At 66.0% G+C, this 26,873-nt stretch carries 29 protein-coding genes; 20 read left to right on the top strand and 9 right to left on the bottom strand.

All coding sequences use genetic code 11. The features are described from left to right. The 9 genes from RSA25_RS02810 to RSA25_RS02770 all read left to right on the top strand — a co-directional run. A partial coding sequence (locus RSA25_RS02810) for an XVIPCD domain-containing protein (protein ID WP_332503678.1) occupies positions 1 to 2,714 on the top strand: 2,714 nt, incomplete at its 5' end. Positions 2,715 to 2,895: 181 nt separating this feature from the next. Next, complete coding sequence (locus tag RSA25_RS02805; RefSeq protein ID WP_332807397.1) at positions 2,896 to 3,177, top strand: hypothetical protein; 282 nt, start codon at positions 2,896 to 2,898, stop codon at positions 3,175 to 3,177. 23 nt (positions 3,178 to 3,200) lie between these two features. Further along, positions 3,201 to 3,695, top strand: coding sequence for a hypothetical protein (locus RSA25_RS02800; RefSeq protein WP_332503680.1), 495 nt, complete (start codon positions 3,201 to 3,203; stop codon positions 3,693 to 3,695). Between the two features lie 232 nt (positions 3,696 to 3,927). Continuing rightward, the gene (locus tag RSA25_RS02795) at positions 3,928 to 4,578 is read left to right on the top strand and encodes a DUF1629 domain-containing protein (protein WP_332503682.1); all 651 of its coding nucleotides are present in this window, start codon (positions 3,928 to 3,930) and stop codon (positions 4,576 to 4,578) included. Positions 4,579 to 4,979: 401 nt separating this feature from the next. Next, entirely contained in the window at positions 4,980 to 5,333 is a 354-nt protein-coding gene (locus RSA25_RS02790) for a hypothetical protein (protein WP_332503684.1), read from the top strand. A gap of 17 nt (positions 5,334 to 5,350) precedes the next feature. Then, the gene (locus tag RSA25_RS02785) at positions 5,351 to 6,013 is read left to right on the top strand and encodes a DUF1629 domain-containing protein (protein WP_332503686.1); all 663 of its coding nucleotides are present in this window, start codon (positions 5,351 to 5,353) and stop codon (positions 6,011 to 6,013) included. 149 nt (positions 6,014 to 6,162) lie between these two features. Continuing rightward, complete coding sequence (locus tag RSA25_RS02780) at positions 6,163 to 6,801, top strand: DUF1629 domain-containing protein (RefSeq protein WP_332807398.1); 639 nt, start codon at positions 6,163 to 6,165, stop codon at positions 6,799 to 6,801. A 172-nt stretch (positions 6,802 to 6,973) separates the two neighbouring features. Next, the gene (locus RSA25_RS02775; protein ID WP_332503690.1) at positions 6,974 to 7,618 is read left to right on the top strand and encodes a DUF1629 domain-containing protein; all 645 of its coding nucleotides are present in this window, start codon (positions 6,974 to 6,976) and stop codon (positions 7,616 to 7,618) included. Positions 7,619 to 7,957: 339 nt separating this feature from the next. After that, the gene (locus RSA25_RS02770) at positions 7,958 to 8,458 is read left to right on the top strand and encodes a hypothetical protein (RefSeq protein WP_332503691.1); all 501 of its coding nucleotides are present in this window, start codon (positions 7,958 to 7,960) and stop codon (positions 8,456 to 8,458) included. 70 nt (positions 8,459 to 8,528) lie between these two features. Here the strand turns inward: RSA25_RS02770 and RSA25_RS02765 are convergent, their stop codons facing one another. Beyond that, entirely contained in the window at positions 8,529 to 9,284 is a 756-nt protein-coding gene (locus tag RSA25_RS02765) for a hypothetical protein (protein WP_332807396.1), read from the bottom strand. A gap of 365 nt (positions 9,285 to 9,649) precedes the next feature. Here RSA25_RS02765 and RSA25_RS02760 point away from each other — a divergent pair, with 365 nt between their 5' ends. Next, entirely contained in the window at positions 9,650 to 10,150 is a 501-nt protein-coding gene (locus RSA25_RS02760) for a hypothetical protein (protein ID WP_332503694.1), read from the top strand. A 151-nt stretch (positions 10,151 to 10,301) separates the two neighbouring features. On the opposite strand, the gene RSA25_RS02755 is transcribed toward RSA25_RS02760, so the two are convergent. Then, a complete protein-coding gene (locus tag RSA25_RS02755) occupies positions 10,302 to 11,054 on the bottom strand; it encodes a hypothetical protein (protein ID WP_332503696.1) in 753 nt (250 codons plus the stop codon). Between the two features lie 408 nt (positions 11,055 to 11,462). Between RSA25_RS02755 and RSA25_RS02750 the strand changes: the two genes are divergently transcribed. Further along, positions 11,463 to 12,608: a YncE family protein gene (locus RSA25_RS02750; RefSeq protein WP_332807395.1), complete on the top strand. Its 1,146-nt coding sequence runs from the start codon at positions 11,463 to 11,465 to the stop codon at positions 12,606 to 12,608. 57 nt (positions 12,609 to 12,665) lie between these two features. Here RSA25_RS02750 and RSA25_RS02745 read toward each other — a convergent pair whose 3' ends face one another. Next, positions 12,666 to 13,349 carry a hypothetical protein gene (locus tag RSA25_RS02745; RefSeq protein WP_332807394.1) on the bottom strand — a complete coding sequence of 228 codons (684 nt, stop codon included), beginning with the start codon at positions 13,347 to 13,349 and terminating at the stop codon, positions 12,666 to 12,668. Between the two features lie 112 nt (positions 13,350 to 13,461). Between RSA25_RS02745 and RSA25_RS02740 the strand changes: the two genes are divergently transcribed. The 3 genes from RSA25_RS02740 to RSA25_RS02730 all read left to right on the top strand — a co-directional run bounded on the left by RSA25_RS02740 (position 13,462) and on the right by RSA25_RS02730 (position 15,922). Further along, positions 13,462 to 14,487 (top strand): hypothetical protein, encoded by a 1,026-nt coding sequence (locus tag RSA25_RS02740; protein ID WP_332807393.1) that lies wholly within the window; start codon positions 13,462 to 13,464, stop codon positions 14,485 to 14,487. A 446-nt stretch (positions 14,488 to 14,933) separates the two neighbouring features. Further along, the gene (locus RSA25_RS02735; protein ID WP_332807392.1) at positions 14,934 to 15,743 is read left to right on the top strand and encodes an alpha/beta hydrolase; all 810 of its coding nucleotides are present in this window, start codon (positions 14,934 to 14,936) and stop codon (positions 15,741 to 15,743) included. 5 nt (positions 15,744 to 15,748) lie between these two features. Beyond that, complete coding sequence (locus tag RSA25_RS02730) at positions 15,749 to 15,922, top strand: hypothetical protein (RefSeq protein WP_332807391.1); 174 nt, start codon at positions 15,749 to 15,751, stop codon at positions 15,920 to 15,922. A 10-nt stretch (positions 15,923 to 15,932) separates the two neighbouring features. Here the strand turns inward: RSA25_RS02730 and RSA25_RS02725 are convergent, their stop codons facing one another. After that, positions 15,933 to 16,817 (bottom strand): MnmC family methyltransferase, encoded by an 885-nt coding sequence (locus RSA25_RS02725; RefSeq protein ID WP_332807390.1) that lies wholly within the window; start codon positions 16,815 to 16,817, stop codon positions 15,933 to 15,935. A gap of 206 nt (positions 16,818 to 17,023) precedes the next feature. Here RSA25_RS02725 and RSA25_RS02720 point away from each other — a divergent pair, with 206 nt between their 5' ends. Further along, positions 17,024 to 17,782 carry a hypothetical protein gene (locus RSA25_RS02720; RefSeq protein ID WP_332807389.1) on the top strand — a complete coding sequence of 253 codons (759 nt, stop codon included), beginning with the start codon at positions 17,024 to 17,026 and terminating at the stop codon, positions 17,780 to 17,782. A 128-nt stretch (positions 17,783 to 17,910) separates the two neighbouring features. After that, the gene (locus RSA25_RS02715; RefSeq protein ID WP_332807388.1) at positions 17,911 to 18,396 is read left to right on the top strand and encodes a transposase; all 486 of its coding nucleotides are present in this window, start codon (positions 17,911 to 17,913) and stop codon (positions 18,394 to 18,396) included. A gap of 290 nt (positions 18,397 to 18,686) precedes the next feature. Here RSA25_RS02715 and RSA25_RS02710 read toward each other — a convergent pair whose 3' ends face one another. After that, positions 18,687 to 19,109 carry a hypothetical protein gene (locus RSA25_RS02710; RefSeq protein ID WP_332807387.1) on the bottom strand — a complete coding sequence of 141 codons (423 nt, stop codon included), beginning with the start codon at positions 19,107 to 19,109 and terminating at the stop codon, positions 18,687 to 18,689. 132 nt (positions 19,110 to 19,241) lie between these two features. On the opposite strand from RSA25_RS02710, the gene RSA25_RS02705 reads away from it, so the two are divergent. Then, positions 19,242 to 19,574 carry a hypothetical protein gene (locus RSA25_RS02705; RefSeq protein WP_332807386.1) on the top strand — a complete coding sequence of 111 codons (333 nt, stop codon included), beginning with the start codon at positions 19,242 to 19,244 and terminating at the stop codon, positions 19,572 to 19,574. On the opposite strand, the gene dmeF is transcribed toward RSA25_RS02705, so the two are convergent. After that, positions 19,546 to 20,571 (bottom strand): CDF family Co(II)/Ni(II) efflux transporter DmeF, encoded by a 1,026-nt coding sequence (gene dmeF, locus RSA25_RS02700; RefSeq protein ID WP_332807385.1) that lies wholly within the window; start codon positions 20,569 to 20,571, stop codon positions 19,546 to 19,548. The genes RSA25_RS02705 and dmeF overlap by 29 nt on opposite strands. 49 nt (positions 20,572 to 20,620) lie before the next feature. Between dmeF and RSA25_RS02695 the strand changes: the two genes are divergently transcribed. Next, positions 20,621 to 20,896: a metal-sensing transcriptional repressor gene (locus tag RSA25_RS02695; RefSeq protein WP_332807384.1), complete on the top strand. Its 276-nt coding sequence runs from the start codon at positions 20,621 to 20,623 to the stop codon at positions 20,894 to 20,896. Here RSA25_RS02695 and RSA25_RS02690 read toward each other — a convergent pair. Further along, positions 20,884 to 21,270 carry a MerC domain-containing protein gene (locus RSA25_RS02690; protein WP_332807383.1) on the bottom strand — a complete coding sequence of 129 codons (387 nt, stop codon included), beginning with the start codon at positions 21,268 to 21,270 and terminating at the stop codon, positions 20,884 to 20,886. The two genes, RSA25_RS02695 and RSA25_RS02690, sit on opposite strands and share 13 nt — an antisense overlap. Before the next feature lie 69 nt (positions 21,271 to 21,339). Here RSA25_RS02690 and RSA25_RS02685 point away from each other — a divergent pair, with 69 nt between their 5' ends. Then, positions 21,340 to 22,680, top strand: coding sequence for a GTP-binding protein (locus RSA25_RS02685; RefSeq protein ID WP_332807382.1), 1,341 nt, complete (start codon positions 21,340 to 21,342; stop codon positions 22,678 to 22,680). A 28-nt stretch (positions 22,681 to 22,708) separates the two neighbouring features. Here the strand turns inward: RSA25_RS02685 and RSA25_RS02680 are convergent, their stop codons facing one another. Further along, positions 22,709 to 24,319 carry an ATP-binding cassette domain-containing protein gene (locus tag RSA25_RS02680; protein ID WP_332807381.1) on the bottom strand — a complete coding sequence of 537 codons (1,611 nt, stop codon included), beginning with the start codon at positions 24,317 to 24,319 and terminating at the stop codon, positions 22,709 to 22,711. A gap of 175 nt (positions 24,320 to 24,494) precedes the next feature. After that, positions 24,495 to 25,397, bottom strand: coding sequence for a LysR family transcriptional regulator (locus RSA25_RS02675; protein WP_332807380.1), 903 nt, complete (start codon positions 25,395 to 25,397; stop codon positions 24,495 to 24,497). Positions 25,398 to 25,626: 229 nt separating this feature from the next. Between RSA25_RS02675 and RSA25_RS02670 the strand changes: the two genes are divergently transcribed. Continuing rightward, entirely contained in the window at positions 25,627 to 26,841 is a 1,215-nt protein-coding gene (locus tag RSA25_RS02670) for an MFS transporter (protein ID WP_332807379.1), read from the top strand. The last annotated feature ends 32 nt before the right edge of the window (positions 26,842 to 26,873 follow it).

Genomic DNA, 26,873 nt, shown 5'->3' with positions numbered 1-26,873 from the left:
AAGCAGTACGCACTAAACGGCTGACGACTGTCTACAAAACCCTGGGCGATTCACAGTACTTTGAGAACGCGATCGCCACGGGCAAGCCTCTCATCGTATTCGTAGAGAACGCACCAGCAAATCGCGGCTTCAGCAATTTTGAACTCACTACCGCGCTCCAACACCCAGACTCAAGGATCAACGGTTATCCGGTAAGCGCATTCGGGCAAGATCCGCTCGGTTTCGTAAGCAAGTCCGCCACCGAGTACAAGGCTTTCGAACGCAGCTTGGCAGAGCACGCGACGAATAACGGTCCTCATCCTGTGGACGTTGCGAAGATACGTCTTGAAGTAAAGCCAATCGACGGCTACGACGCCGTCAACCAACTACTGTTCGATCGTCCAGTGGATGACTTCAAGACCCTGACATTGGACGACATGAAATCTACGCGCGCAGATTGGACCGCGAGCCGGGTCGCCATGTCGTCAGGTCCTCGCCCCTACCCGGATGCTCCCGAACACCTGTCGCAGCGGCCCACCGAGTCGGGCCGGCCACGCGGCCCGCCCGGCGCACTTGCTGCTGAAGCGGTCGCAGGGGCGGGCGTGAGCCCGGGCATGAAGGTCGCGGGCGTTGCTGGTATGGCGCTGCTGGCGCACGACTTCGCTACCTCCGGCCACAAATGGGTGGAGTTGAGCAGTAGCGGTAATTCCGCCGGCGCAGACTCCACTGCGGCGCACTTCATTGGCCGAAACGCGGGCGGTGCACTGGGCGGCTTTATCGCTGGCGCAGGCGTGGGCATGACGACCGGTTCCTGGACAGGACCAGGTGCGCTGGTTACCGGTATCGGCGGTGGTGCACTGGGCGCCTACCTCGGCGAACGCTGGGCCGATCAGCGGGACATCGATCGGGTCTATATCCAGGAAGACACCTTGGGCCGCACCTGGACCCAGCGCCCGGGCGATCCCGAGGGCCGCTGGCTTCGCGGCGCAGAGCAGCAGCAGGTCCAGAGCAGTGATCTGGGCAACGGAGTTGAAGTACGACCAGTACAGACCGCCTTGGGAGACGACGTCACCTATCGTGCCAGCTATGTGGCAAGCGGCACGTTGGAGCGTTACTTGGACTGGAAGGCCGCCAAGGCCTCCTACGAGCTGGGCTTGGCCAATCCGCCACCGGCGCACGACCCATACAGGCTGGCGGTCAAGGACGAGCCGGGGGCGCCGCGCGTTCCGTTTGAGACCGAGCGTGCCTTCGTCCGCGATCCGATGTCGCGGCAGTGGGAGCTGGAGATCAAGACGGTCTTGGACAGCCGCACGTCGATCACCCGCCATGAGCCAGTCTCTCCTGAGCAAGCGCAAGTCCTGGACGAGCAGTCGCGCACAGTCATCGCGCAGAACGCGGCGAACACGCCAGCGGCCATGGCTGCACGCTATATGGTGGCGCATGAGCAAGGGCGCTGGAGCGATTTCGGTGACAAAGACAACCCGTCCATCCCCAGTGCTATTCAGGACGCACGCAGTGACGCCAATACGCTCAAGGCAAGTGATGGCGATCGCTACACTCGCCAGGACGATGGGCAGTGGCGCAACAATGGCGTGCTGTACGACAGCACCGCCAGCCCCAACCTGAGTGAAGAGCTCAATGGCACCTGGCAAAGCCAACAGGAAGGCATCGCCGGATTGAATGCCATGGGCGAACAGCTCAGGGCCAGCATGCAACCGGCACGCGAGGGAATCCATGGTCAGGTAGCCGCGCTGTATGAGCGCCATGGGATTGAGCGGACTGAGGAACAGTTGAGCGCAACCACTGCGGCGGTGGAGCAGGGCCTTGCCAGCAACGGTTCGCCGCAGGATCTTGTCTTGGAGTTGATGGCAGACCCCCGCACGCATGCTCCGGGGGCGGAGAGTGCGATTGCCGCCTTCAGCGATGCAGGCGGCGGCCGGATGGTGCTCACCGCGAGCATCACAATGGAAGACGTGGCGAAGATACAGTCGCTGCACCAAGAGGTAGCTCCCGCTGCGGTTGTCGGTGGGCATGGCAACGTAGCCACGTTGGAGACGGTGACGGTGACGCCGCATGAACCGTCGTTGGATGGGCGGGATCGTGCGGACCATGAGAATACGGTGTCGCTCTCAGATTCCGTTGGGGTGGGTGTCGCACCGTTCTCGTCGCACGAGCAGAAGCCTCAGCAAGGCACATCGGTTCCCGGATACGACCCGACGCCTGACCAAGCGCAGCCAACCAAAAGGCCCGCTGCGACTGTCCAGACACATGAAGAACCGGCCGCCAGTGTCGAAACGACCGGATACTCTCAAGCGTGGCCAACCAATCCAGACCACCGGGACTACCCGCTCCTGCAACAAATACGTGGCGGCGTGGCGGCAGTGGACGCCGAGTACGGCAGAACGTTCGATGCGACCAGCGAGCGGATGTCGGCGAACCTGTTCGTTCTGGCCAAGGGGCAGGGCCTGAACCGAGCGGACCACGTGGTGATGAGCAGTGCATCGGCGGGCAGGCCGGAGGCAGAGTTCGTGTTCGTGGTGGAGGGAAGCATCGGCGACCCGGCGGGTCGACGCGCTTCGATGCACACCCAACAAGCGGTGGAGACCTCGGTTGAACAGGCCATGCAACAGTTCGCGGCGCAGAGCCAGGACCATCACCGCGATCAGGCGCAGCGGATGGAGTTGCAGGTTCTGGGTCAACAGTCGCAGATGGAGGTCACCGCGCGGGAAAGGTAGTCCAGTGCAATTGTCGACTCCCGTCCTTTGATAGCGTCGCAGGGCGTCATCATTGACGACGACGTTGGTGCCCAGTTGACTCCATCCGCTTGCAATGACATCAATGCATTTGTATGTCCCAGCCGGGCGCCCGTGTCACCCCAGCGTCGTCTGGGTCAACTGCCGACGCGCAGGTGCGAAGTTGCTGGAGATGCTCAAAGACTACTCCGAGCTTACAGAGCGTCTGCAAGAGGTCCGAAAAGTCGTGACCGAGACGCCACCATCGCTCACATCCAGATTGGGACGCGCCAAGGACAAGCTACACGGTAGGATTGATCCGTCGATGGTCCAGGCCAGACCTCAACTCGATCAAGCAGTGGTGAGCGGCGAGCCTTGTTTGATCGCAGCCACGGAAGCGAAGTTCAGTCTGATGTCGCAGGCTCGTCTAGAACGGGTTTGGATGACGGACGAGGTCTTTCCTTGATATTTCTTAGGAGCGCGACATCAATGGATTTCAAGTCGAGACACAGTTTTGCATTTGACGAGGCCAGCGGCATCTCCATTTCCCACCCGCGGGCTCTTCCCGCTAAGCTACCCGGTGGGGATGACGGCATTGAGTATCAGTATTCGTTTCGACGTGATGATCAGCGAATTGGCGCGCTGGCGATATTTGGAGCCGAAACTGCGTTGGAAGAAGCAGGGCGCCGCGTGTGGCTGTATAAATTCGACCTTGCAGACGATCCTGCACTCCAGGCGTTGCTCCGTTTCAAGCGGGACATTGGCAGTTCCGATGATATCTTCGTCTTCATCCAGAGCATGGCGCAAGGTCTGATGAAGGTGTTCGCGGAGGAGGAAATTCATTCAGAAGCACAGCGCAATGTCATTTACACGAATGTGGATGCGCTGGTACGCAATGGAGTGATGCCGCCCGTGGGTATCGAGGTCGCGGCTGGCGGCAGGATCGTCTTGGCCGAAGCCTTTGTTCCTGCGCATGAAGAATGAGGGCTACGTTCATGCCCCATTTGATCGTCTCCCGGGTCGGGTAGCGCAGCAGGTTCAGATGGAGGCAGACGCACGCATCATGACCATGAGCGGTGATGGTGGGGGCGGAGGAGAGTAGCTACCAGCAGCATAAGGGCTTGTCGAACTGAGCTGTGGCGTGACGTTGGCGCTGTAAGAGCACCGCTGAAAGCCCCGGCAGCACCTGATCCAACGATGGCTGGAGCTGACGTAAGTGGATAGAAAGGAAGACAGGCCAAAGGGTGAAGCTACCAACGCTCCTCGGCCGGGAGAGTTCTATGTGGTTCGTCCAGATTTCGACACTCCCCCGCATGAGGTCTCATTCGAGAATGTGCAGAAGCTGCGCCCTAACCCGGGCGGAATCATCAGGCCGGCGGACGGCGGTTTTCCTGATTTTGGCGAGCTCCCGCGGTTACGTGAAACGAGCCCGGACCACACGTTGACGGACTATCAGAACGCATTCGAGGGCTACTGGCTGGTCTCCGATCGGCTGAAAACAGTATTCGAGTCCGTGGATCCGTGCGGTTTCGAATTTCGCCTTTGCGAGTTCATTCGATTCGATGGAGTGGCAGGCGGGGCCTACTATCTTTGTGACGTAGCAAGAGTGCTGGATGCCATCGACGAAGATGCCTCCACGCTGGAAATTTTCCGAGACGGGTACCCTGCAGGAAAGTATTACGGGGTGGCTGGGGCGCGGCTGGCTTTCAAGAAGGATATCCTGGAGGGAGCGCATGTATTCAGGTCTCCATTCAACGGCCAGCTCATCGTCATTGATCGGATCATGCGAGATGCCTTGATAGAGCAAGGGATCGGTACTTGGGAAAATGGAAGCGGCATGTGCCTTGATGACGCTTCCGACTACTAGGAAGCGCCCGATGGCCAATGGAAGCTGCATTCCGTAGACCCATCTGCCGCCTTGGTACTGGTACTTAAGTGTGCTTGAATCGAAAACAACTCCGTTGCCGTCCACCGGACGCCAGTGGCGCAACGGGCGCTCTCACGGGAATACAGTGTCAGCGCAGCGACGACTTCTTTCCACCTCCAACGACCAACCTGCGTCTACCGCACAATGGGACGCCAATCCCCGCCCCGCGTCCCATGTAAACACAAGGATCAGCTATGCCTCTCTGTTTCGAGCCTAGGCCCGCCTCGTCGTTCGATCCGAACACGGGTGTATCCATTCCGCAACCCCGAATTCTTCCCACGACTCTCCCTGACGGCCAACCGGGGACGGAATATCAGTACGCCTTCATTCGGGATGGGAAGGTGATCGATGGTTTGGGCTTCTCCGGGCCAGATGCCGTTGTCGAGACAGCCGGGCATAGGGAAAGGGTCTTCACACTGGATCTTGGGCATGCTTGGGTGATGACGTCCATGCTTGATTTCAAGCAGACGCTGGGTCTTCAGGCTGACGACTACGACTTCCTGCACGCCCTGGCACAGGGACTGGTCCTGGCCTACGCGGGGCGAACGGATAACAGGACTGACGTGCGGTATGTAGCTGTCACTACGCCCGAAGCGCTCGTTCAAGCTGGCGTCTCGTATCTGGACGACGAGACGCTGAAGCTGGACGGCAAAATCATCCTGGCAGAAGTCGCCATTCCTGCCCGCCGCGGCTGATGCAATCGTCCGGGCCAATGTCTCTGTCCACCACACAGAGGTCGCACGCAGCCCTTAGCCTGCCCAAGCGAGGTCAGTTCTTCTTGTTTGGACCAGAGATGGTCAGTGGCGCTCGTTCCTATGCTGCAACCTTCGAGAACATCCAACAACTGTTGCCACCATCACGACACATCCTTCGGCCCGAAACAGGTGGATTTCCCCCATTGCCGGAAAGCCCCCGTCTGACGTTCAACGAGTGCAAAGGCCCCCTGCCTCGAGACCTGGAAGGCGAGTTTAGTGGCTACTGGCTGGTGTCAGATCGCCTCCGCCAGGTAATGCTGGCAGTGGATGGCGACGCCTTCGAGTTCGTGGAATGTGACACGCGCTGGGCAGATGGCTCGAAAGGCCCGGTGCACTTTCTGTGTGACGTGGTCCGGGAGCTGGACGCGCTGAACGAGGACACGTCTCGGCTGCGGATCAAGGTCAGTGAAGACTATGCGCGCGGCAAGTTCTACTCCCTCGGCGGTGGCGCAAGGCTGGCTTTCAGGCCAGGTGTTCTAGGCTGCGCCCACGTGTTCCTGACGCCGTTCAACCCCTTCGCATTCTGCGATGCATCGTTCAGGGATGCGGTCCGTGCGGCAGGTGTGCCGATCGATCCCGGCAGAAGTGGCATCTGGTTCGTTGATGCAGCTGACATCTGAGGAGAGTGACGCCCCGGGCAAAGAACGTGGCGTCACTACGGTGGACATGGTCGATGGAGTGGTTGGAGGAAGACGCGGGCATCGTCACCACCGGAGGCTCAAGCGGGCTTTGGCTCCATGGAATCGTGTACTTATCAACTGGGCGGGGCATGAGTAAAGACAAACAAGCCAGGAGCGGCGAATTCTTCATCCTTGAGCCCGATATCCGGCGTGGAGGGCGGGGTCACGGTGTCGTCTTCGCGAACATCGATGCGCTTCTGGACCCACCCAGGCGAATTCTGAGGCCCCCTGGCGGAGGTTTTCCGCTGCTTCGACAGTCCCCCTCAATGATCCATGATCCGGCTGTCGGTGATCCTCCAGAGGATCTCGAGGGCGGCATGAGTGGCTACTGGCTTGTGTCTGATCGTCTCAAGCGGGTCTTTGAGTGCGTAGACCCTGAGGGATTCGCCTTCGTGGAGTGCGTGTACACCCTGCAAGACGGAAGCGAAGGGCCACGCTACTTCCTATGTGACGTGGTGCGTACGTTGGACGCTCTGGATGAGGCCGCTTCAACCTTGAGAATCGAGGTCAGCAATGACTTCGTGCGCGGGAAGTACTACAACTTCGCCGGTGGGGTGAGCCTTTCCTTTCGTCCGGAGATCGTCGATGGCGCGCACGTTTTCCGCACCCCATACTCAGGTAGATACGTCATATGTGATCGACTGCTGCACCACGCGGTAATGACGGCTGGGATTGGGATTGAAGGCAGCTCGGGAGGCGTTTGGTTCGAAGACGCTGCAGACTACTGAAGGCCGTCTCACGACTCATGAAGGCGGGCTATCAGCGCCTCGGTCAATGTGACAGAGAAGCCGAGGTGGGCACTAGGCACGACGCGCTCGCCGCGGCAGTACAGTGAGATGCCAGGCATGCGTTACGCTGGTTTGGTCTCAAGGCTTCATCCAATCGATACAGGATCAACGCATGGAAAGCTCAACGAGGAATGAACCTTCGCCGGGGCAGTTCTTCCTGCTGATGCCGGATACCACTCGTGGCGGAAGGGGGCATGGCCTGGTCTTTGAGAACGTGAAGGCGTTGAGAACCCCGCCCCGACTCATTCTTCGCCCTGAGAGTGGAGGGTTCCCAATACTTGCGGAAGTTCCACGTCTGGTCCACGCGCCGAAGAAGGGAGACCTGCCTGAGGACTTGGAAGGCGGAATGAGCGGGTATCTACTGATATCGGATCGGCTGAAACAGGTGCTCGCAGCGGTTGATCCAGAGGGCTGCGAGTTCGTGGAGTGCGACTATCGACTCGCGGACGGAACAAAAGGACCAAAGTACTTTCTTTGTGAGGTGGCTCGTGAGCTCGATGCATTGGATGAGGTGTCGTCGAAGCTGAACATCATCGTTAGTGACGACTATCCAGGAAGCAAGTTCTACGATCTGGCAGGTGGAGCGAGTCTAGCCTTTCGAGCGGACGCTATTGGTGAAGCGCACATCTTCCGCATGCCTTACTCCGGAGGTCTGGTCTACTGCGATCGCACGTTGCGTGATGCGGTGTGGGATGCAGGTATAGGCGGCGCAAAGGTCACGCGCGGATTGCGCTTCAAGGACGCGGCCGACATCTGACACTGCCGGATTTCAAGGAGATGAAGTGCATCTCAGGGAAGATCCCATTTCTTTGAGCTCACCACCCTGTCGAGCAGTAGACGCGCCGAGACGGCGAACTGCTGGAGACGCCTGAGGTAGGGTGGGTCAACGGCGAGGCGCGACCCCGGAGAGTATGCGACGGCCCGTGTCACCTTCAGTACACAGCCTTCGGTTCGCCGACGCACGCGTCGATCTACTGCTGGAAACGCACGGCAAGAATCTCACACGACCCAAGACCTGGCGAGGTATGTGCGCCGTCAGCTAAAGGTTGTTGCTATCCTCAAACGTTCTGGATGCCTGCGTGGAATGGATGTGACCATGGCGCTGAAAGCTGCAATTGCCCCGTTTGCCAGCCTGCTGTGTCTCTGTGGCTCACCGCAAGCACCTGCATCGACGTCTCCCGCCCAAGCGTCATTCGAAGGCATTTGGTCGGTGAACTGGTGCGACAGAGATCATCCGGATAGCGACTGTGGTGGTTTCACTGCCCTCCTTGTCCAGGATGGCGAAAGAGTCTGTGGACGATTCGGCGCGGCACGGCCTGGGCTGACCCAGATTGACGAGGGAGAGCCTCGTTCAATACGGGGTGTCGTTGTCAAGGGATCGGCCGTTGTTGTGGTCACCAGCGGTCGAAGCGACGGCTCGTACCTTGTGCGGCTGGATAGAGAAGGCAGCAATATGCGCTGGCGCATGGTGGAGCAGGTTGGTGTTCCCGACAATGCAGACATCCAACTCATCGCGCTGCACGACGAACTGACGCGCGTTGTTCCGTCGCGTGAGCGTGACCAGCTCGCGATTGTTAGAGAGGAGTGCGCACGATAGTCACTAGCGGATGGCAGACAGAAGAAAGGATGTCTTGGGCATTCGTACACCGGCATTGAATGAACGGCGATCAGCTGATCTGATACCTGTCCATCACATCACGCATGGCCTCCTCCATCCGCTTCCAATCGAGAAGCAGGACGCGGGGATAGCTCATGTTGAAGGCGATGCGCTTGTCGGAATCCACAAAATGATGGCTGCACATCGCCGCTTGCGCGCTGCCGTCGGAGGTGATCTCATCCTCGCTGACCACCAAGCCATCCTCGCTCAGTCGCTTGCTGCTGCACGCAATGAACGTCACCAGCGCGCCATCTGGCGAACGCGCGATATACCAGTCCTTTTCAGTGGCAGGGTTGCGAAGGGGTTCGTGCCCGTTGATGGCCTCGAACGCCTTCGCGAACCGGGCCATGCGATCTTCGTCGATGATGTAGGGGGTCAAGCCGAACATCTCCGACTGCTGCGTGCGTAGGTCAAGGCGCGCACGCGGATCCCGGCGTCGCAGCGACCCGACTTCCGCCGTCCAATCGGTGGTAACCAGTCGATCGAGCACTGAGTCAATCGGGACCCTGTCCACCGGCACAACCGTCGCACTGGCCTGGCGATACTGTTCATTGATCGTCCGCGCAGGGTGGTTGCCTGGCGGAGCTGCCTCCAGCGTTGGCCAGAACAAGGTCAGCTCCAGCCCTATCCCTGGCGATGGGCCAACTTGATCGTTGTAGTAGTTGGCAGGAATCATGAATCGATGAGGACCAAGACGGGCCTCCACCGGCTCATTGGTGTAGGTGCGGCCATTCACGAGGTTCTTGATGATTTTTCCATCTGGCATGCGGACCTGCGTTCCTTCGCCATGACTGTCCGTTGGCCTTGCGCAGGCGCCAACGCTGACTACCACGCCGAGCGATAGCGCCAGGCATCTACGGTAAGTAGCCTTTCTCATGATCATTCCCTTGCGCACGATAAGCATCACTATGGGCAACACTCTAACGCCTGAGTGCCGCCTTGGCGTCTCCATGCGTAGTTCCTTAGGCAGGTTGGGATTTCCTGGAACTGATGCGATGATCGAGGCTGAAGGCGGGCGTGAACGAGTGTCTACGCTCGACAGGCGTCGTGATTCGCTTTTGATGCAGCATCTTTGGTAAAAACGCGGGAGCGCCGTCTGCCGCGCAATCGAAGGAATTCAAGGGACACGCGATGCCTATCGACTTCAAGCCTATGGTGAGCTCTGCCTTCGATGAGGAAAGTGACATCTCGATTCCTCAGCCTCGAATGCTGCCAGCCACGCTGCCAGACGGCCGGGATGGCATCGAATATCAGTACACATTTCGCCGCAATGGCGAAAGAATCGGCGGATTGGGTCTATTTGGCTACCAAGCTGCACTTGAGGAGTCAGGCCGCCGCGTATGGCTCTATACAATTGACCTTGGCCAGGACTCGGCATTCGTACGGTTGTTCCGCTTCAAAAAGGCCATTGGCAACACAGACAGGGATTTTGACTTCATACGCGATGTCGCGCGTGGATTGGTGAATGTCTTCGCAGGGCAGAAAGGCAACAGGAATGCTCATCGAAATGTCGTGTTGACCACTGTTGAGGCGCTTGTGCGTAATGGTGTTGCTGTTCCGGACGAGGTGTATCCATTGCCTGATGGCACGATCGAATTGGCCAGTGTTTTTGTTCCTGCTCACAAGGCTTAAGGAACGATTTCATGCCTGATTTCACTTTTTAAAATTTCTCGCGAACAGCACCAGGTACGGCGACATCCGCGTGTGGCACGGGGCTTCCACTACCGGCAGGCAAAGTGCCGGGCCAGGTCTGCAGGGTTGGAGTCTGAGTGTGCACCATAGGTCACGCGACTCTGTACTGCTTCAGCACGCGCCTTACCGCCTCCTCCATGCGCTTCCAGTCCTTCAGGAACACGCGCTTGTAGCTGAGGCTGATGGAGAGGTTGTTCTGGAGATCCACGAAATAGTGCGTACATCCAGCGGCTACGACGCGATCCTCTGAGATCACACGGTCGCCTTCCAGCGTGACGCCATCTCCACGATGATGGGCGTTGTCGCACTTGATGAAGGTGGAGATTTCGCCGTCGTCGGCACGTGCCACGTACCAGTCAGGTTCAAATGCCGGGTTGCGGTGGTGGGGGCGACCAAACTTGACCTCATACGCCTTGGCATAGGCCACCAGCAGGTTCTGGTCGATGTCATACGGCGTCAGCCCCATCCGATCCGGCTTGGGAACGCGCAGTTCCAGCCTTTCGGTTGGGTCACGGCGCTCCAGTGAGCCTTCCGGGGTGACCGCGTCATTGGTGACCCGCCTGGCCATGGCGCCGGCAATGGGCAGCCTGTCGATGAAGTCGACCGAGACGGATATCTCGCGCCGGAAGTCATTCGTACGCGGTGCGGCGCGTGCGCCTGGCTGGGTCGGTTCCATCCCGGGCCATTCGAGTTTGAGGCTCAGGCCTTCGCCGAAGGGGCCGATCTGGTTGTCGAAGTAGTTGGCTGGAATCTTGAAGCGGCTTGGCCCCAGCGCGACCTCTACAGGTGTACTCGTGTACGTATACCCGTCAACAACCCGCCCGTGACGCGTTTGTTCGGTCACGTCCGAGCGCCTTCCGTTGTCCTGCGGTGGCGTAGGTGCGCAGGCGGTCGCGCTCAATGCAACGGCGGCCGCAAGCACGATATACCGCCCAAGTGAGGTAACGCTCAAGGGTCGCTCCGATACGGGTGGGCCAGCCACTATAGGCGGTGATGCGCGGGCGCCCCAGCCGATTGCGGTAGATACTCCTGTGTGGCCCATTTCAACTGTCGCTTCACAGGTGCAATCGAGCGGGCGGGCGTGCTCCCAATGCCTCGTGCGACCACTCCGAAATCAACCGTGTCGTCCCCAGCCTGTTAACATGCCCAGACCAGAACCAGCCAGCCTGCCCTGCGTCAGAAACAAGGGGCTGGCCGTTTTTTAACGGCCCCGCGAGCCAGGACACCCCCGTGCCCTCCTAAGGACGCTCGCATGCACCCACGTTCCCTCCTCCGTTCGGCCACCCTGGCCCTCGCCGTCAGCCTCACCCTCGGCGCCCCGTCGGCCTTCGCGCTCGGCAACACCACCCCCGCCGCCACCACCGAAGCCGCCATCCAGCGCGCCCCCGTTGCCCAGGGCCTGTACGAGCTCGCCTATAGCCCCAAGCAGCACGCCGTGTTCGTGGCGTCCTCCGGTGGCTTCGGCGATGCTGCCGGCCCGGCCCAGGTGCTGCGCCTGAACCCGGATACGCTGGCCGTTGAAGCGCGCATTCCCCTCGAGCGCAAGGGCTTCGGCGTGGTGCTCGATGACCAAGGTGACCGCCTGTACGTCGGCAACACCGTGGATACCTCGGTCACCGTGGTGGACACCGCCGCCAACAAGGCCGTGGGCACCGTGCAGCTGATGGAGAAGGTGGTCGGCAAGGATGGCAAGGCCGCCTACACCCACGACCTGCGCGAGCTGGTGGTGGATGCGCCCAGCCACCGCCTGTACGTGACCGGCCACTCCGGCGAGGGCAGCGTGCTGTTCGTGGTGGACACCCGCACGCTGAAGGTCATCAACACCATTCCCGGCCTGGGCAATGCCAAGGCGCCGGGCCTGGCGCTGGATGCCAAGGGCAAGCGCGTGTACACCTCCAACCTGCTGGCCGAAGTGGTCACCGTGGGCACCGACAGCGGCAAGGTGGAGCAGCGCTTCAAGGTGGGTGCCGAGCAGCCGATGAACATCGCGCTGGACCCGGCCGGCAAGCGCCTGTTCGTGACCGACCAGGGCTCGGAGATGATCCGCAAGTACCAGGCCAGCAGCTCGGGCTTCACCTCCTCCCACCCGGGCCAGCGCGTGCTGGTGCTGGACCGTGGCACCGGCAAGGAGCTGGCCAGCATCGCCACCGACGCCGGTCCGCTGGGCATCCTGCTGGATGCACCGCGTAAGCGCCTGTACGTGACCAACCGCGATGGCGGCAGCGTGACCGCCTACAACAGCGACACCTACAAGCAGGTGGCCACCTACGCCGTGCCGACCCACCCCAACAGCCTGGCGCTGGATACCACGCGCAACGTGCTGTACGTGACGGTCAAGAACGGCGACAAGGATGCCAAGGGCAGCGAAGAGTCCGTGGCCCGCATCGCGCTGGATTGATGCACCTGCCGCGCGCCCTGCCGCCTGTGTGGCGGGGCGCGCGGTGGTTTGCCGGGGTCAGTCGGTCAACACCGGCTTGTCCGCGATCACCAGGGCATAGAGCGACGGGGCGTCCAGCAGCGTGCTGGCGCCATAGGTGGCGATCTCTTCCTCGGTGAAGGCCGCCACCTCCTCGTTGTCCTCGCCGGGAAAGCGATCCATCAGCGCGCGCCCGAGCAGGGTTTCCTTCATCAACCCGGCCCACTGCCCGGGCACGCGGTGGGAGGCACTCTCGCCCAGCACGTGGCCGAACGTGGGCTCGCCGCCGAACTCGAAGAAATGGTTCTCCGGGAAGAACACCGCTGCCTGCGTGCGGCCTTTCACGATGGCGCTGTAATCGTTGTAGTACCCGGCCAGGGTGCGCGTGACGGTGAGGTCGCCCTGCACGCCGAGCATGCCCGCGGTGAACACCGAGCCGGCCTGCAGGTTGCCCAGCACGTACAGCCCGGTGGCCGGGTCGTCGCAGTCCTCGCAGCTGCCGTCGATGGTCAGGTTGCCGGTGACCACCAGGAACACGGTGCCATTGCCCAGCTGCAGCGAGGGCAGGTGCAGGTCGCCATCCACCACCACCGCGTCGTAGTCGGCGCTGATCAGGCCTTCGTCAAGTAGGGTGTCGGCGTACGCGAAGCCGGCGGTGAGCGTGCGCAGCTCGTCCAAGGTGACTTCGTGGCGGGCGTAGGAACGGCCGGGTAGCGTCTGCATCATTTCGGTCCATGAAAGTGGGGTGCCACTATAGCAATCGCACCACAGCCCACCGCGAGCGACGCGCGCAATCCGGTCATACTGATGCGTACACCGCTGCATGAGATCAAGGATGTCCACCACTCTCCCGCGCCAGCCGCAACCGCTGTCGCCTGAACTTCGTACCTGCCTCGAATCCGACCTGGCCTTCCGCCGTGAGACCGGCCGGGCATGGCTGGGCCTGGCCGTCTCTATAGGCCTTGCCGCCACGGTCTACATGGGCTGGTTGGGCCTGTATTCCGCGAACGCGATACCGACGGTGGTGCCGATGTGCATCGCCGCGGCGTTGGGTGCGGTGGCGGTGCTCTGGGCGCTTGTGTTGGGCAGGGGGCACACCGCCGCCGTGCGCGCGGTGCTGGCCGATGGGCAGATGGTGGTGGTGGAGGGGGTGCTGGACACGGCGGAGATCCTGCCGGCTGTCGACGCGCCGGGGTCGCAGTTGCCCACCTACCGCGTGGGCGGCGCGGCCTACCCGGTGGTGGAGGAATCGCCCTGCTGTGAGGAGCGGCTGGGCTTCGTGACGCGCCAGGTGCAGGGGCCGGCGGCGGGCACGCGGGTGCGGTTGTGCTTCAGCGCGGTACGGCCGGCGCACCTGTTGCAGGTGGACTACCCCGCGCTTTTCGCGCCACCACCGGCCGACGCACCGATGCAGTCCAGCGACTGGGTACGCCTGATGGCACGGCCCCGTGCGGTGATACGTGCAGCGGGGTGGATATGTGGGGGGTTGCTGCTGGGCATGGCGGTGTTGGCGTTCCTGCCGGCGGTGAGCCGTGGCTTCACTTCCTGGCTGGGCACGGCGGTATGGGTGACGGCGCTGTGGGCACTGTGGCAATGCCTGCCGTACCTGCGCATGTGGGGGCGGCGCGGGCAGGTGAGGCGGGTGACGATAACGGGGCCGGTGCAGGAAACGATGCAGGCGACGCAACGCGCCAGCCGCCAGGGCGCCGAGCATGCGGCGTTCGTCCGGGTGGGCGGGCGCTGGCATCGAATCGAGCCCGATGGCATGCCAGCGACGAGGGAATTTGCTTACGCGGTGCTGGGTACCCACCGGCTTGCGTTGCCGCCTTCATCGGCGCGGCGGGCAGGTACGTCGCGCTGAGCCGTGCGCTGGGCGCGAGGTGGCGTTGCGGGCAGGCCGGCCGCGCAGGCGTCCAGGCGGCCTTGACCACGGCAACACGTGCACGGGCTGATCCGCCCGGCATGGCGCAGCGCATCGCGCAGGGCCGCGCGCGACGCCGGATGCGCGCCCACCCCATGCAGCAGCAGGGTGCGGGCCAGGCCGAAACAGCCAAGGCGGGGCAGGGCGAGCACGGCCGGGGAGACGACGTGCGGGTAGAGCGGGCGTAGGTCCATCTGAGCCGGCGTGGTGGGAGTGGAGCCGACTGGCATCCTGCGCGCATGCCGTCTCACAACGTGAGACCCGCCATGGCGCGGCGCTTTTTTGCAGACGTAAACACCACGTCATCACCCCGCCCATTTCTTTCACGGCACCTGTCGCCACCGCCGCCTAGCATCAAGCTCCCCCTCGATGATCAGGAGCACCCCATGGCATCACGCGTGAAACTGCATGTGGAAGATACCGGTGGCACCGGGCGGCCGGTGGTGCTGATCCATGGCTGGCCGCTGTCGGCCGAGTCGTGGAAGGCGCAGGTGCCGGCGTTGAAGCATGCTGGCTACCGCGTGGTGGCCTATGACCGGCGCGGCTTCGGGCGCTCGGAAAAGCCGGCCGACGGCTATGAGTACGACACGCTGGCCGATGACCTGGCCGCGGTGATCGACGAGCTCGGCCTGCAGGATGTCACGCTGGTGGGCTTCTCGATGGGCGGTGGCGAAGTGGCGCGCTACATCGCCCGCCATGGCGAGCAGCGCCTGCGCAGCGTGGTGTTCGCCGCGGCGGTGCCGCCGTACCTGCTGAAGACGGATGACAACCCCGAAGGTCCGCTCACCCCGTCGGCGGCCGAGCAGATGCACCAGGATCTGGCGCGTGACCGCGACACGTTCTTCGACAGTTTCACCACGGGCTTCTTCAGTGCCAACGGCACGTTGAAGGTGAGCGAACACGAGCGCCAGGCGGCGATCGCGCTGTGCCAGCAGGCCGACCAGACCGCCGCGCTGGGCTGCATGAAGGCCTTCGCCACCACCGATTTCCGCCAGGATCTGAAGCAGGTGCGCGTGCCCACGCTGGTGCTGCACGGCGACAGCGATGGCACGGTGCCGTATGAAGGCTCCGGTGCGCGCACGCATGCCGCCATCGCCGGCAGCGAAGCGGTGGTGCTCAAGGACGCGCCGCATGGCTGCAATGCCAGCCATCCCGAACAGTTCAACGCGGCCTTGGTCGCGTTCCTGGCGAAGTAACGACCATGGCCCAGCCGCGCACCCCTCCCTGGAAAAAACCCTCGCCGAACGAGGGCCCGTCGCGCCCGTTGTCGCCGGCGCAGAAGGAGGCGGCGCGGCAGCGGGCCGAGGAAAACGGCCGGGCCTACCCCAACCTGGTGGACAACATGTGGGCCAAGAAGCTGCCGCGCGGGGACTGAGCCCGCGCGGTCAGCGCTTGACTGCGAGCACGCCGTCGAGCGCCAGCTCGGCCTTGAAACCCGCCTTTTCCAGGCGCTTGGCTACCTCGCGCGGCACGTCGCGGCCGCTGGTGAGCTTGTTGGGCGCGCCGGTGTAATGGAACATGCGCCCGCCCTTGCGCATCACCCGCGCCAGCTGGTCGTAGAACACCTGCGAATACAGCTCGCCGGCGATGCCGAAGCGCGGCGGGTCATGCAGGATCGCATCCACCGAGCTGTCTTCCAGCGCCTGGATGGTGAGGGACACATCGCCCTGGGTGAGCGACAGCCGGCCGCCACTGCCGGGTGCGTCGGGGTCGGGCGACCACGGGTTGAGGGTGCGCAGCCAGAGGACGTCCGGGTTCTTCTCGAAGGACTGGATGCGGGTGACCCCGCCTTCCAGGCAGCACGCGGCGAAGTAGCCCAGGCCGCCGCAGGTATCCAGCACGGTCTTGCCGGCCGGCGCGATCAGCGCCACCTTGCGCCGCGCATCCTCGAAGGGCGAGACCTGCGCGCTGGGCAGCATCTTGATGCCATCGATCTCGAAGGTGGGCGCATCCCACTCGGTGGGCACCAGCTTGATCAGCGCCGAGCCGAACCGCGACACGGCCAGGAACTCCTCGCCGTCCCAGTAGTACAGCGTGCGGTCCTTGGTCTTGCCGGGGTAGGCGTAGGGCTGGCCTTTCCACGTCCAGTGATCGGCCGCCAGGGTGGCGGTGCCGGTGGAGCGGGCAAGGTCGAGCGAGCCGGTCCAGGTGTCGGCGCCACTGTCGCGGGCGCGGACGAGGGCTTCGGCAAGCGGGCGGGTGAGCAGGGGGCCGGTGTAGTGGGTCACGGGAGGGGGCGCCGGGGCTGGCGGGCAGCCTGGCGGCGGCATGGCCAAGGGGTGGGCATCGTACCCGAGAAGGTGGCAACGGCGCCTGAGGGCAGGCCGGTTGTCACCGCCGCTCGCTATAGTGGGGCCGGCGCTGTTGGCGCCCCCAACCGTCTGCCCGGGATACCTGCGTGCCGCTCGCCAACCCTTGCTGTCCTGCTGCCCGCCTGCCGGGCCACGCCCTGCGATTTGCGCGCGGCCTGCGTATCGTGCCGGTCGTTCTCGTCGCCGCGTTGTCGGCGGCCTGCGTGGGCAACCATGCGCCCCCGCCCGGCACGGCCCTGCAGGATGTGCGCGCCATCGAGATCCATTACCGCTACAGCGGCTGGGACCGCGTGGATGAGGTGCACCGGCTGCAGCCCGGGCCTGGCCGGCGCACCTTCGTGCGGCGCTCGCAGGGCGAGGCGCACGCTGACAGCGCGGCGGACACCGGCAGCGTGCCGGCACAGCGCGTCGGCGAGCTGCTGTGGGCGATGTCCGCCCCGGCCTGGTCGCCCGAGCGCGCCGTGGCCCACGTGGCGCGGCGGGTGCGCCCGGCGCAGCTCCTGAAGCAGGCGTTGCCGGAGGCCGGCAGCGATGCCTCGGCCTGCAGCGGCGCGCGCCTGCAGGGATACCTGCAGCCGCTGCTGCGCGGGGCGGAGCTGCGCGGTGAGCTGCTGCAGTACTACCAGGGCCTGCCGTGGACGGACGACGACCCGGTCATGGAGGTGCGCATCGAATACGACCATGCACCGCCGCAGCGATTGGCCTCGCGATCGCAGCGGCTGCAGATGCTGCCGTGGACGCTGGGTGGGCCTGCCCCGGCGCCGGCCACCACCAGCTACGCGGTGCCGGTCACCCAGGCCGTGCGGCGGCTGCTGCCGCCCACGTCCAGGGCCGCAGCGCGACTGGAAGCGCGCGAGGACGGTGACCTGGCCGGGCGCATCGTGCGCCGGGCGCGTGAGGCGTGCGCGGCGCAGACGCGCTGAGGGGCGCACACGCGCCGTGGCGTGCGGCGGCACGAGGCGCTTCCCGATAGGCGGCTGCGGCCTGGCCTGAGCCGTCAGTCAGGCGGCCACTGATCGCAGCGGTTGGCTGTGGAACACACACTGGCGGCATGTCCTGCGACCACCGCCCCTGGCAGCCCGGCAATGCGTACTTCTTCAGTGCGCACCTGCGCGATCCCCGCAGCCAGCTGCTGGTGGAGCAGGCGCAGGGCTTGCGGCTGGCGTTCCGGGTGGCCCAGCAGGCGCGACCGTTCCGCATCGATGCCATCGTGGTGCTGCCCGACCACCTGCATGGGGTGTGGACGCTGCCGGAAAACGACGACGACGGGCACCGGCGCTGGACGCAGATCCAGGCGATCTTCGACCGGCAACTGCCGGGCATGCCGCCACGTGCGGTGCTGCGGCGCGATCGCACGGCGCGCCCGCTGTGGCACGCCAGTTTCCGCGAGCATCGCATCGTGGACGGCGACGATTTCCAGCGGCACGTGGCGTATGTGCATCACAACCCGGTCCGGCACGGCCACGTGCGCGAGGCCAGGCAATGGCCGTACAGCTCGATCCATCGCATCGGCGCGGAGGACGACGGCGCAGGTTGAGCAGTGGCGCGCGCTGCCGGGGAACGCACGCGCGTTGAGGACGTCCAGGGGATGGGGGCTTGGGGTGGGAACGGCGCTGGGGTTTCACGCGGCCGGCAATGCGGCGTGGTGCGACGGCAGGTCGGGTAGCAGGGATGCACTGACCGCCGGTGCCGGACACCGGTGGGTGGGTTATGGGTACCCGCAGGCAGGCACCGGACCACACCGCATTGCCGGGAGGGGGAGAGGGCGGGGCGCTGGGGAGCGGCCCGCAGGGCGGGTGGCACGTGGGGTGGCGGGCGGCCGCGTGATCAGCCGCAGCGTACCTTGAACACCGGCCCGGCACCGATCAGCACCAGCGCCATGTAGTCGCTGTCGTTGGCCTTGCCCTTGAGCGTGGCGCCCGGGTTGAAGTGGAAGATACCGAAGCCGCCAGTGGGGCGGACCAGGGCCTTGTCGATCTGGTCGGCATCGTCCTTGAAGTACCGGCTGATCTCCGCGCGCGTGGACACCTGCAGTGCAGTGGGGTCGCGCTGCCATTGCTCATCGCGGTTGAAGGCCACGTGGTACTGGCCCTGCTGCTGCTCGATGCGGAACTCCGCCGGTTTGCGCGGGTGGGTGGCGTAGCAGCCCAGCAGGGGGTCGGAGGAGAACACGCCGGCGCCGTCATCGGCCTGGCGGCAGGCGCCGAACAGCAACGGGGCAAGCAACAGCAGGCAGAGGCGCGGGCGCATGGCAGGCATCCTGGCGGGCTGGCCGCAGTGTACGGCGGCGCCGTGCACGCGCGCGTGCAGGGATGGCCTTGAACTCGATGCCCAAGTGCAGGAGGCTTGGGGGTGGGGGATGGTCCCCGCCGAGGTAGGCCTATGCACGCCGACAAGCACGAGGGAGCCGCGGCCACGCCAGCGCCAACGCGCGGCGGCGCGCGCGCGCCGTTGCTGGGGATGCTGAGCCTGTTCGCGTTGCCGCTGGGGGCGGCGGCCGGCTATGCCGCGCAGTGGGCCAACCACGGCGTGGCGGCAGGCGCCAGCACCACCGGCGTGTCGATCGGCGTGCTGGCGGCGGCCGTGGTGGGGCTGCTGGCGGCGCTGGGCTCACGCGTGCGCCAGGAACGCTGGCCGTGGCTGGGCGTACTGGGCACGGTGATCGGCGCCGCGCCGCTGGCCCTGTTCATCGTGTCGATGCTGCTGCACCGCTGAGGTTCGGCGCCACGCGGTGCACCTCCACGGTGACGTGGACCAGTTCCTCGTGGATGGCCAGGGCCTGGCGCAACTGGTCGGCACTCACCGCCGCGTCGGTGACCACGCTGGCCACCACCGCGTACTTGCCACGCCCCACCTGCCAGACGTGCAGGTCGGACAGCTGCGCCGACCACGGGCCCTGCTCGATCACCTCGCGCACCTCGGCCACCACCGGCGCGTCCATCTGCGCATCCAGCAGCACGCGGCTGGTATCGCGCAGCAGGCCGACCGCCCAGGCGGTGACCAGCACCGCGCCCACCAGGCCCATCACCGGGTCCAGCCAGGCCGCGCCCCACAGCTTGCCGGCCATCAACGCCACGATCGCCAGCACCGAGGTGGCTGCGTCGGCCAGGACGTGCAGGTAGGCCGAGCGCAGGTTGAGATCCTGGGCCGGGTGCGCGGGATCGTGCGCCTGCCCGGCGGCAGGGGCGTGGTCGTGATGGGCGTGACCATGACCATGACTGTGTCCGTGCCCATGGTGCGAATGCCCATGCCCATGTCCATCGCGCAGCCACCAGGCGCACAGCAGGTTCACCGCCAGCCCGGTCACCGCGATCGCGATGGCCTGGTCGTAGTGGATGGCGCTGGGCGCGAACAGGCGCTGCGCCGATTGCACGGCCATCAGCAGGGCCACGCCGAGCAGGGCGATGGCGCTGGTGTAGCCGGCCAGGATCTCGATCTTCCAGGTGCCGAAGGCGAAGCGACCGTCGTGCGCGTAGCGCCGGGCACAGGCATAGGCGAACGCGGCCAGGCCAAGCGCCAGGGCGTGCGAACTCATGTGCCAGCCATCGGCGAGCACGGCCATGGAGTTGAACCACCAGCCGCCGACGATCTCCACGCCCATCATGGCCGTGGTCAGCCACAGCGCGCGGCGGGTGTTGCGCTCGGCCAGCGGGTTGCCATCATCGAAATGATGGGTGTGGGTACGGGCGCGGGTGGCGGCGGCGAGGGTCATGGGCGGCGGTCATTGGAATATACCCCCATAGGGTATATGCTCTGGCCCCATGTCGCACGTCCATCACCAACGAAAAGCGCTGCTGGCCCGGGTCCGCCGCATGGCCGGCCAGGTCGCTGCCCTGGAAACCTCGCTCCAGTCCACCGAGGCAGACTGCACCGATGTGCTGATGCAGGCCTCGGCCGTGCGCGGTGCCGCGCACGCGTTGCTGATGGCGCTGCTGGATGAGCACCTGCAGGAACACGTGGTGGGCCCGACCGATCCGGCCGAGCGCGCCGCCGAGGCCCAGGTGCTGGTCAAGCTGCTGCGCGCTTACGGAAAGTGAGCGCTGCCGCGGTGCCGCCGCCACGCGTTCCAGACGTGGGTGGCGGCCAGCAGCAGGCTGCCGGCCACGGTCATCGGCGTTTCGGTGTCGTGGCTGGGCCACTCGGCGGCGCCGGCCAACAGCAGGAGCAGCCCCAACGCGGCGCTCATCATCGCGGCGGGCGGCAGGGGATGCTGGCGGTGCGCCCGCCATAACGCAAAGCCGGTCAGCGGCGCGGCGATGGCCACGAACAGGGCGTGGACCCACTCGGCCTCGGCCCAGACGCCCAGCAGCGGCAGCGCCGCGGCAAGCACCGGCAGGGCCAGGCAGTGCAGCAGGCACAGGCTGGACAAGGCGATGGCACCGGCATCGAGCAGGGTGGAAGCACGTTTCATGGGTGGGGGTCCCCGGGGATGTGTATGTTATATAGTAACATTTCAACCCCGCCACGACCCTGCCCCGCCATGACTGCCATTGCCGCTCCCCTCGACGCCCGCCTGCCGGTGACCGTGTTGTCCGGTTTCCTGGGCGCAGGCAAGACCACCCTGCTCAACCAGCTGCTGCGCAACCGCAATGGCAGGCGCGTGGCGGTGATCGTCAACGACATGAGCGAGATCAACATCGATGCGCAGCTGGTGCGCGAGGGCGGCGCGGCCCTGAGCCGCACCGAGGAAACGCTGGTGGAATTCAGCAACGGCTGCATCTGCTGCACCCTGCGCGATGACCTGTTGCAGGAGGTGCGGCGGCTGGCGGCAAGCGGGCGCTATGACTACCTGCTGATCGAATCGACCGGCATCGCCGAGCCGATGCCGGTGGCGGCCACCTTCTCGGTGCGCGGGGAGGACGGCTTCTGCCTCAACGACATCGCGCGGCTGGACACGCTGGTGACGGTGGTGGACGGCCAGCATTTCCTGGCCGACTTCAGCAGCACCGACCGGCTGGCCGACCGCCACCTGCAGGCCGGCGCCGGGGACGTGCGCGGGGTGGTGGACCTGCTGGCCGAGCAGGTCGAGTTTGCCGATGTGATCGTGGTGAGCAAGTGCGACCAGATCGACGACGAGGTGCTGCAGTCCACGCTGGCGGTGCTGCGCGCGATGAACCGCGATGCGCGGCTGGTGCTGGCCGAGCACGGCAACGTGCCACTGCACGAGGTGCTGGACACGCGGCGCTTCGATTTCGTGAAGGCGCAACTGGCACCGGGCTGGATGCAGGCGCTGCGCGGCGTGCATACGCCGGAAACCGAGGAATACGGCATCAGCAGCTTTGTGTACCGCGCGCAGCGGCCGTTCCACCCGCAGCGCTTTGCGCACCTGCTGGCGCACGGGCTGGGGCCGGTGATCCGCAGCAAGGGATTCTTCTGGCTGGCCAACCGCATGGATTGGGTGGGTGAGCTGTCCAGCGTGGGTGCCTCGACCAGGACCGAGGCGGCCGGCTTCTGGTATGCGGCGCGCGCGCGGGTGGAGGCGGGCCTGGAAGATACCGTGCCGCTGCTGCCGGTGCCGCAGGTGCCTTATACCGACGTAGGCTGGGTGCGCCAGCACGCGGCCTGCTGGACCGCGCCGCTGCCCGCCCCGGACGAGGTGGGCGATGCGGGCGAGTACCAGGCGATGCGCCGGCTGTGGCACCGCTGGTGGGGCGACCGCCGCCAGGAGCTGGCGGTGATCGGCGTGGCGATGGATGAGCGCGCGGTACGGGACGCCTTCGATGCCTGCCTGCTCAGCGATGCGGAAATGCAGGCCGGGCCGATGCTGTGGCAGGTGCTACCCGATCCCTTCCCGGCCTGGTCGCGCACCGCGGCCGGTTGAGCGGCCGCGGTGCGATGCAGCCGCGCGTTTACACCGCCGTGAGGTGCCAGCCGTCGGCGCTGGCATCGAGGTGGTGGGTGAGCTGCACGGCGGCCAGCAGGGCCGGGTCGTGGGAGACGATCAGCAACGTGCCGGTGTAGGCGTTGAGCATCTGCTCCAGCGCGGCCAGCGACGGCAGGTCGAGGTGGTTGCCCGGCTCGTCCAGCAGCAGGCACTGCGGGGGCGCCTGCGCATAAAGTACCGCGGCCAGCGCCGCCTTGAGCCGCTCCCCGCCGCTGAGCGTGTCCAGCGGCTGCAGGCTGCGCCCGGCATCCAGGCCAAGCAGGGCCAGGCGGGTACGCAATGCTCCTTCCACTTCCCCCGGGTGCGCGGCCTGCAGCAGCGACAACGCGGTGGCCTGGCCCGGCAGCGACGCCAGCGACTGGTCCAGCAACGCCACCTGCGCGGCCACCTGGCAGTGCCCGGCCACCGCGGCCACCTGGCCGGCCAGCAGCCGCAGCAGCGTGGACTTGCCACTGCCATTGGGCCCACGCACGCCGATGCGCTGCCCGCGCTGCACGCACAGGTCCAGGCGTTGCCACGGCGCGGCCACCCACGGCAGCTGCACGCCCCGCAGCTCAGCCACGCGCTCCGGGCCGGGTGCCACAACCTGCGGCGGCAGCAGCGTTATGGCGGCCTGCGCCTCCACCTGCCCGGCGGCCTCGCGCACGCGCGCCTCGACGTTGGCACTGCGCTCGAGCTGCTGCGCCTGCCAACGGCCGGCGCTGTGCTCGCTGCGGTTTTTCATGCCGCCCAGCAGGATCGGGGCCTGGTTGGCGGTGCGCGCCGCGCGCTGCGCCCGCGACTGGCGGTGCGCCAGGCGCTCGCGTTGTTCGCGCTGGTCGTCCTGGTGCTGGCGACGCTCGCGCCTGCGCAGGGCCAGCTCCGCTTCGGCGTTGGCCCGCTCGTCCTGCCGGCGGGCAGCGTAATGGGCGTAGTTGCCGCCGTAGCTGCGCAACCCGGCCGGTGACAGCTCCACGATGCGCTGCATCGCGCCCAGCACGTGGCGGTCGTGGCTGATCACGATCAACCCGCCACGCCAGCCGGCCAAGGCATCCAGCAGGCGGGCGCGATGGCCGCTGTCCAGATGGTTGCTGGGCTCATCGAGGATCAGCGCGTCGGCATCGGACAGCAGCGCGCCTGCCAGCGCCACCTGCATGGCCTGGCCGCCGCTGAGCGAGGCAGCCGGTGCGGCCGGATCCAGCGCCGGCAGGCCCAGTTGCCGCCACTGCCCCTGCAGTTGTTCGCGGATGTTCCAGCGCTCGCCGAGCGTGGCGAAATCGGCCGGGTCGACGCTGCCGGCCTCGATGCGGGCCAGCGCATCCAGCCACTGGGCCGCGCCGGCCAGCGCAGCGATGCTGCCCTGGGGGATGCGGCTGTGCTGGGCCAGCAGGTGCACCTGGCCTTGGCGCAGCACCTGTCCGCCGGAGGGCGCGCGCTGGCCGGCCAGGACGTGGGCCAGCACGCTCTTGCCCACGCCGTTGCGGCCCACCAGGCCGGTCGGGGTGGCATCGAAGGCGATGCTGGTTTCGGGAAACAGCACCCGCCCGTCGGGCAGGGTGCAGGTCACGCGGTCGAGCGTGAGAGCGAATGCGGTCATGCGACCTCCATGGATGCCGTGGCAGCTCCCCACCGTGCAGGCGGGAAGAACACTGGCCGTCGGGTGACGGCGGGGCATCAATGGCGCATGTGGGCCTACCTCATGACACAGGCGACTGGCTGTCGCCCGCGCAGTATAGGTTCAAGCGCCCGGGCGGCGGTGAACCGCCGCTGTGTCAGGCGGCCACCCCGGTGAGCCGGGCGCTGACGAAATCGATGAAGACCCGCAGCTTGGGCAGTACGTGGCGGCCGGACGGCCACAGCAGGTGGAAGGTGCCGCAGGCATGGATCTGGTCGGCCATCACGCGCACCAGGGTGCCCTCGGCCAACGCCTGGCGCACCGAGTGCTCGGGCAGGTAGGCGATGCCGCGCGCGGCCACGGCCAGTGCCAGCCGCGCCTCGATGGTGTTGGAGACCATCGCCACCGGCAGCGCCAGCGGTGCTTCGCCGGGCGCGCGCGGCAGCGGCCAGGGCTCCAGCTTGCCGCTGCTGGGGAAGCGGTAATGCAGGCAGTCGTGATCGAGCAGGTCGGCGGCGCACTGCGGCGTGCCGCGCCGGGCCAGGTAGGCCGGCGCGGCCACCAGGTAGCGCGGGAACACGCCCAGGCGGCGCGCGCTGAGCCGCGAGTCGCTGGGCTCACCGACGCGCAGCACCGCATCGAAGCCTTCTTCGATCACGTCCACCAGGCGGTCATCGAAATCCAGCTCCAGCCGGATGCCCGGGTAGGCGGCCATGAACGCGGCCAGGATCGGCAGCGACAGGTCGCCCACCAGCGGCAGGCTCAGGCGCAGCACGCCGCAGGGCGCGGCGGACTGCTGGGCCAGCTCGGTGCGGCCGGCGTCGAGTTCGTCGAGGATGCGGCGGCAGCGCAGCAGGAAGCGTTCGCCCTCGGCGGTGAGGGTGACGCTGCGGGTGCTGCGATGGAACAGGCGCACGCCCAGCGCCTGCTCCAGGCGGGTGATGGTCTTGCCGGTGGCCGAGGCCGACACGCCCAGCAGGCGCCCGGTCTCCACGAAGCTGCGGGTGTCGGCAACGTGCACGAAGGTCTGCAGGTTGCCCAGGTTGTGCAGTGCCGACATGGCCGAACCGGGGGTGAGGGAAGGCCCACTCTACCGGCACGCCGATGGCGCGCGCGGCCATGGATGGGATGCAGTGGTGCGCCGGCCCCGGGCGTGGGGGCCGGCCTTGCCGGGACGCGGTGTGCGCCGATTGCCGACGTGGCGGTCCGCAATGTGCGGAGCGCGCACCGGGTGTTTGTCGCGGCCACGAAGGCCGAGCATGGCGCTCCCTTTTCCCGCTGGTGCCCCCATGTCCTCCGAGCTTGCCGCCCCACCGCTTGCCGAACCGAGCCCGGCCACGCCGACCGGCGCGCAGCGCCTGCCGTTTGGCGGGCTGCTGGCGCTGGCCTGCGCCGGGTTTGTGACCATCCTCACCGAGGCATTGCCGGCCGGCTTGTTGTCGCCGATGAGCGCCGACCTGGGCGTGAGCCGGGCGATGGTGGGGCAGCTGGTCACGGTGTATGCGATCGGTTCGCTGGTGGCGGCGTTGCCGATGACCGCACTGACCCAGCGCCTGCCGCGCCGCCCGCTGCTGCTGGCCGCCATCGCCGGCTTCATGCTGGTCAACACGGCGACGGCGATCACCCACCACTACCCGGTGATGTTGGTGGCGCGCTTCTTTGCCGGCATCAGCGCCGGCCTGCTGTGGTCGCTGGTGGCCGGGTATGCCAGCCGCATGGTGGCGCCGGCGCTGCAGGGCCGCGCGATCGCGGTGGCGATGGTGGGCACGCCGCTGGCGCTGTCGCTGGGCATTCCGGCCGGCACGCTGCTGGGCCAGAGCATCGGCTGGCGCTGGGCGTTCGGGTCGATGTCGCTGCTGTGCGTGGGGCTGCTGGTCTGGGCGCGGCTGGTGCTGCCCGCGCTGCCGGCGGCGGGCATCGGCGCGCGGCAGCGGCTGGCCACGGTGTGGCGGCTGCCGGGCATGCGCGTGGCGTTGCTGACGATGTTCCTGTTCGTGCTGGCCCACAACGTGCTCTACACCTACATCGAACCGTTCGCGGCGCTGGCCGGCGCGGTGGCCTGGCTGGACCGGCTGCTGCTGGTGTTCGGGCTGGCCTCGCTGCTGGGCATCTGGATCACCGGGCTGTGGGTGGACCGGCGGCTGTGGCAGCTGGTGGTGGCCAGCACGCTGGCCTTCGTGCTGGCGGCGCTGGCCTTCGCGCTGTGGCCGGGCAGCCCGGTGGTGCTGGTGGCCGCCACGGTGATGTGGGGCCTGGCCTTTGGCGGGGCACCCACCCAGTTCCAGACGGCGGTGGCGCGCCGCGCGGGAGCGGCTGGCGACATCGCCCAGTCGTTCGTGGTGACCGGCTGGAACCTGGCCATCGCGCTGGGCGGGGTGGCCGGCGGGGTGATGCTGGAGACGCTGGGCGAGCGCTGGTTGCCGGCGGTGTTGCTGGCGCTGCTGGCGGCCGCGCTGGTGCTGGTGTGGCGGCGACCGGCGGCGTGGGCGATGGCGCGGGTGTGAGCCGACGCGGTTGCGGGGCATCGCGCGCAGTG

Source organism: Stenotrophomonas sp., assembly GCF_036662295.1.
Lineage (GTDB): Bacteria > Pseudomonadota > Gammaproteobacteria > Xanthomonadales > Xanthomonadaceae > Stenotrophomonas.
This window is presented reverse-complemented; position numbering and strand designations above follow the sequence as displayed.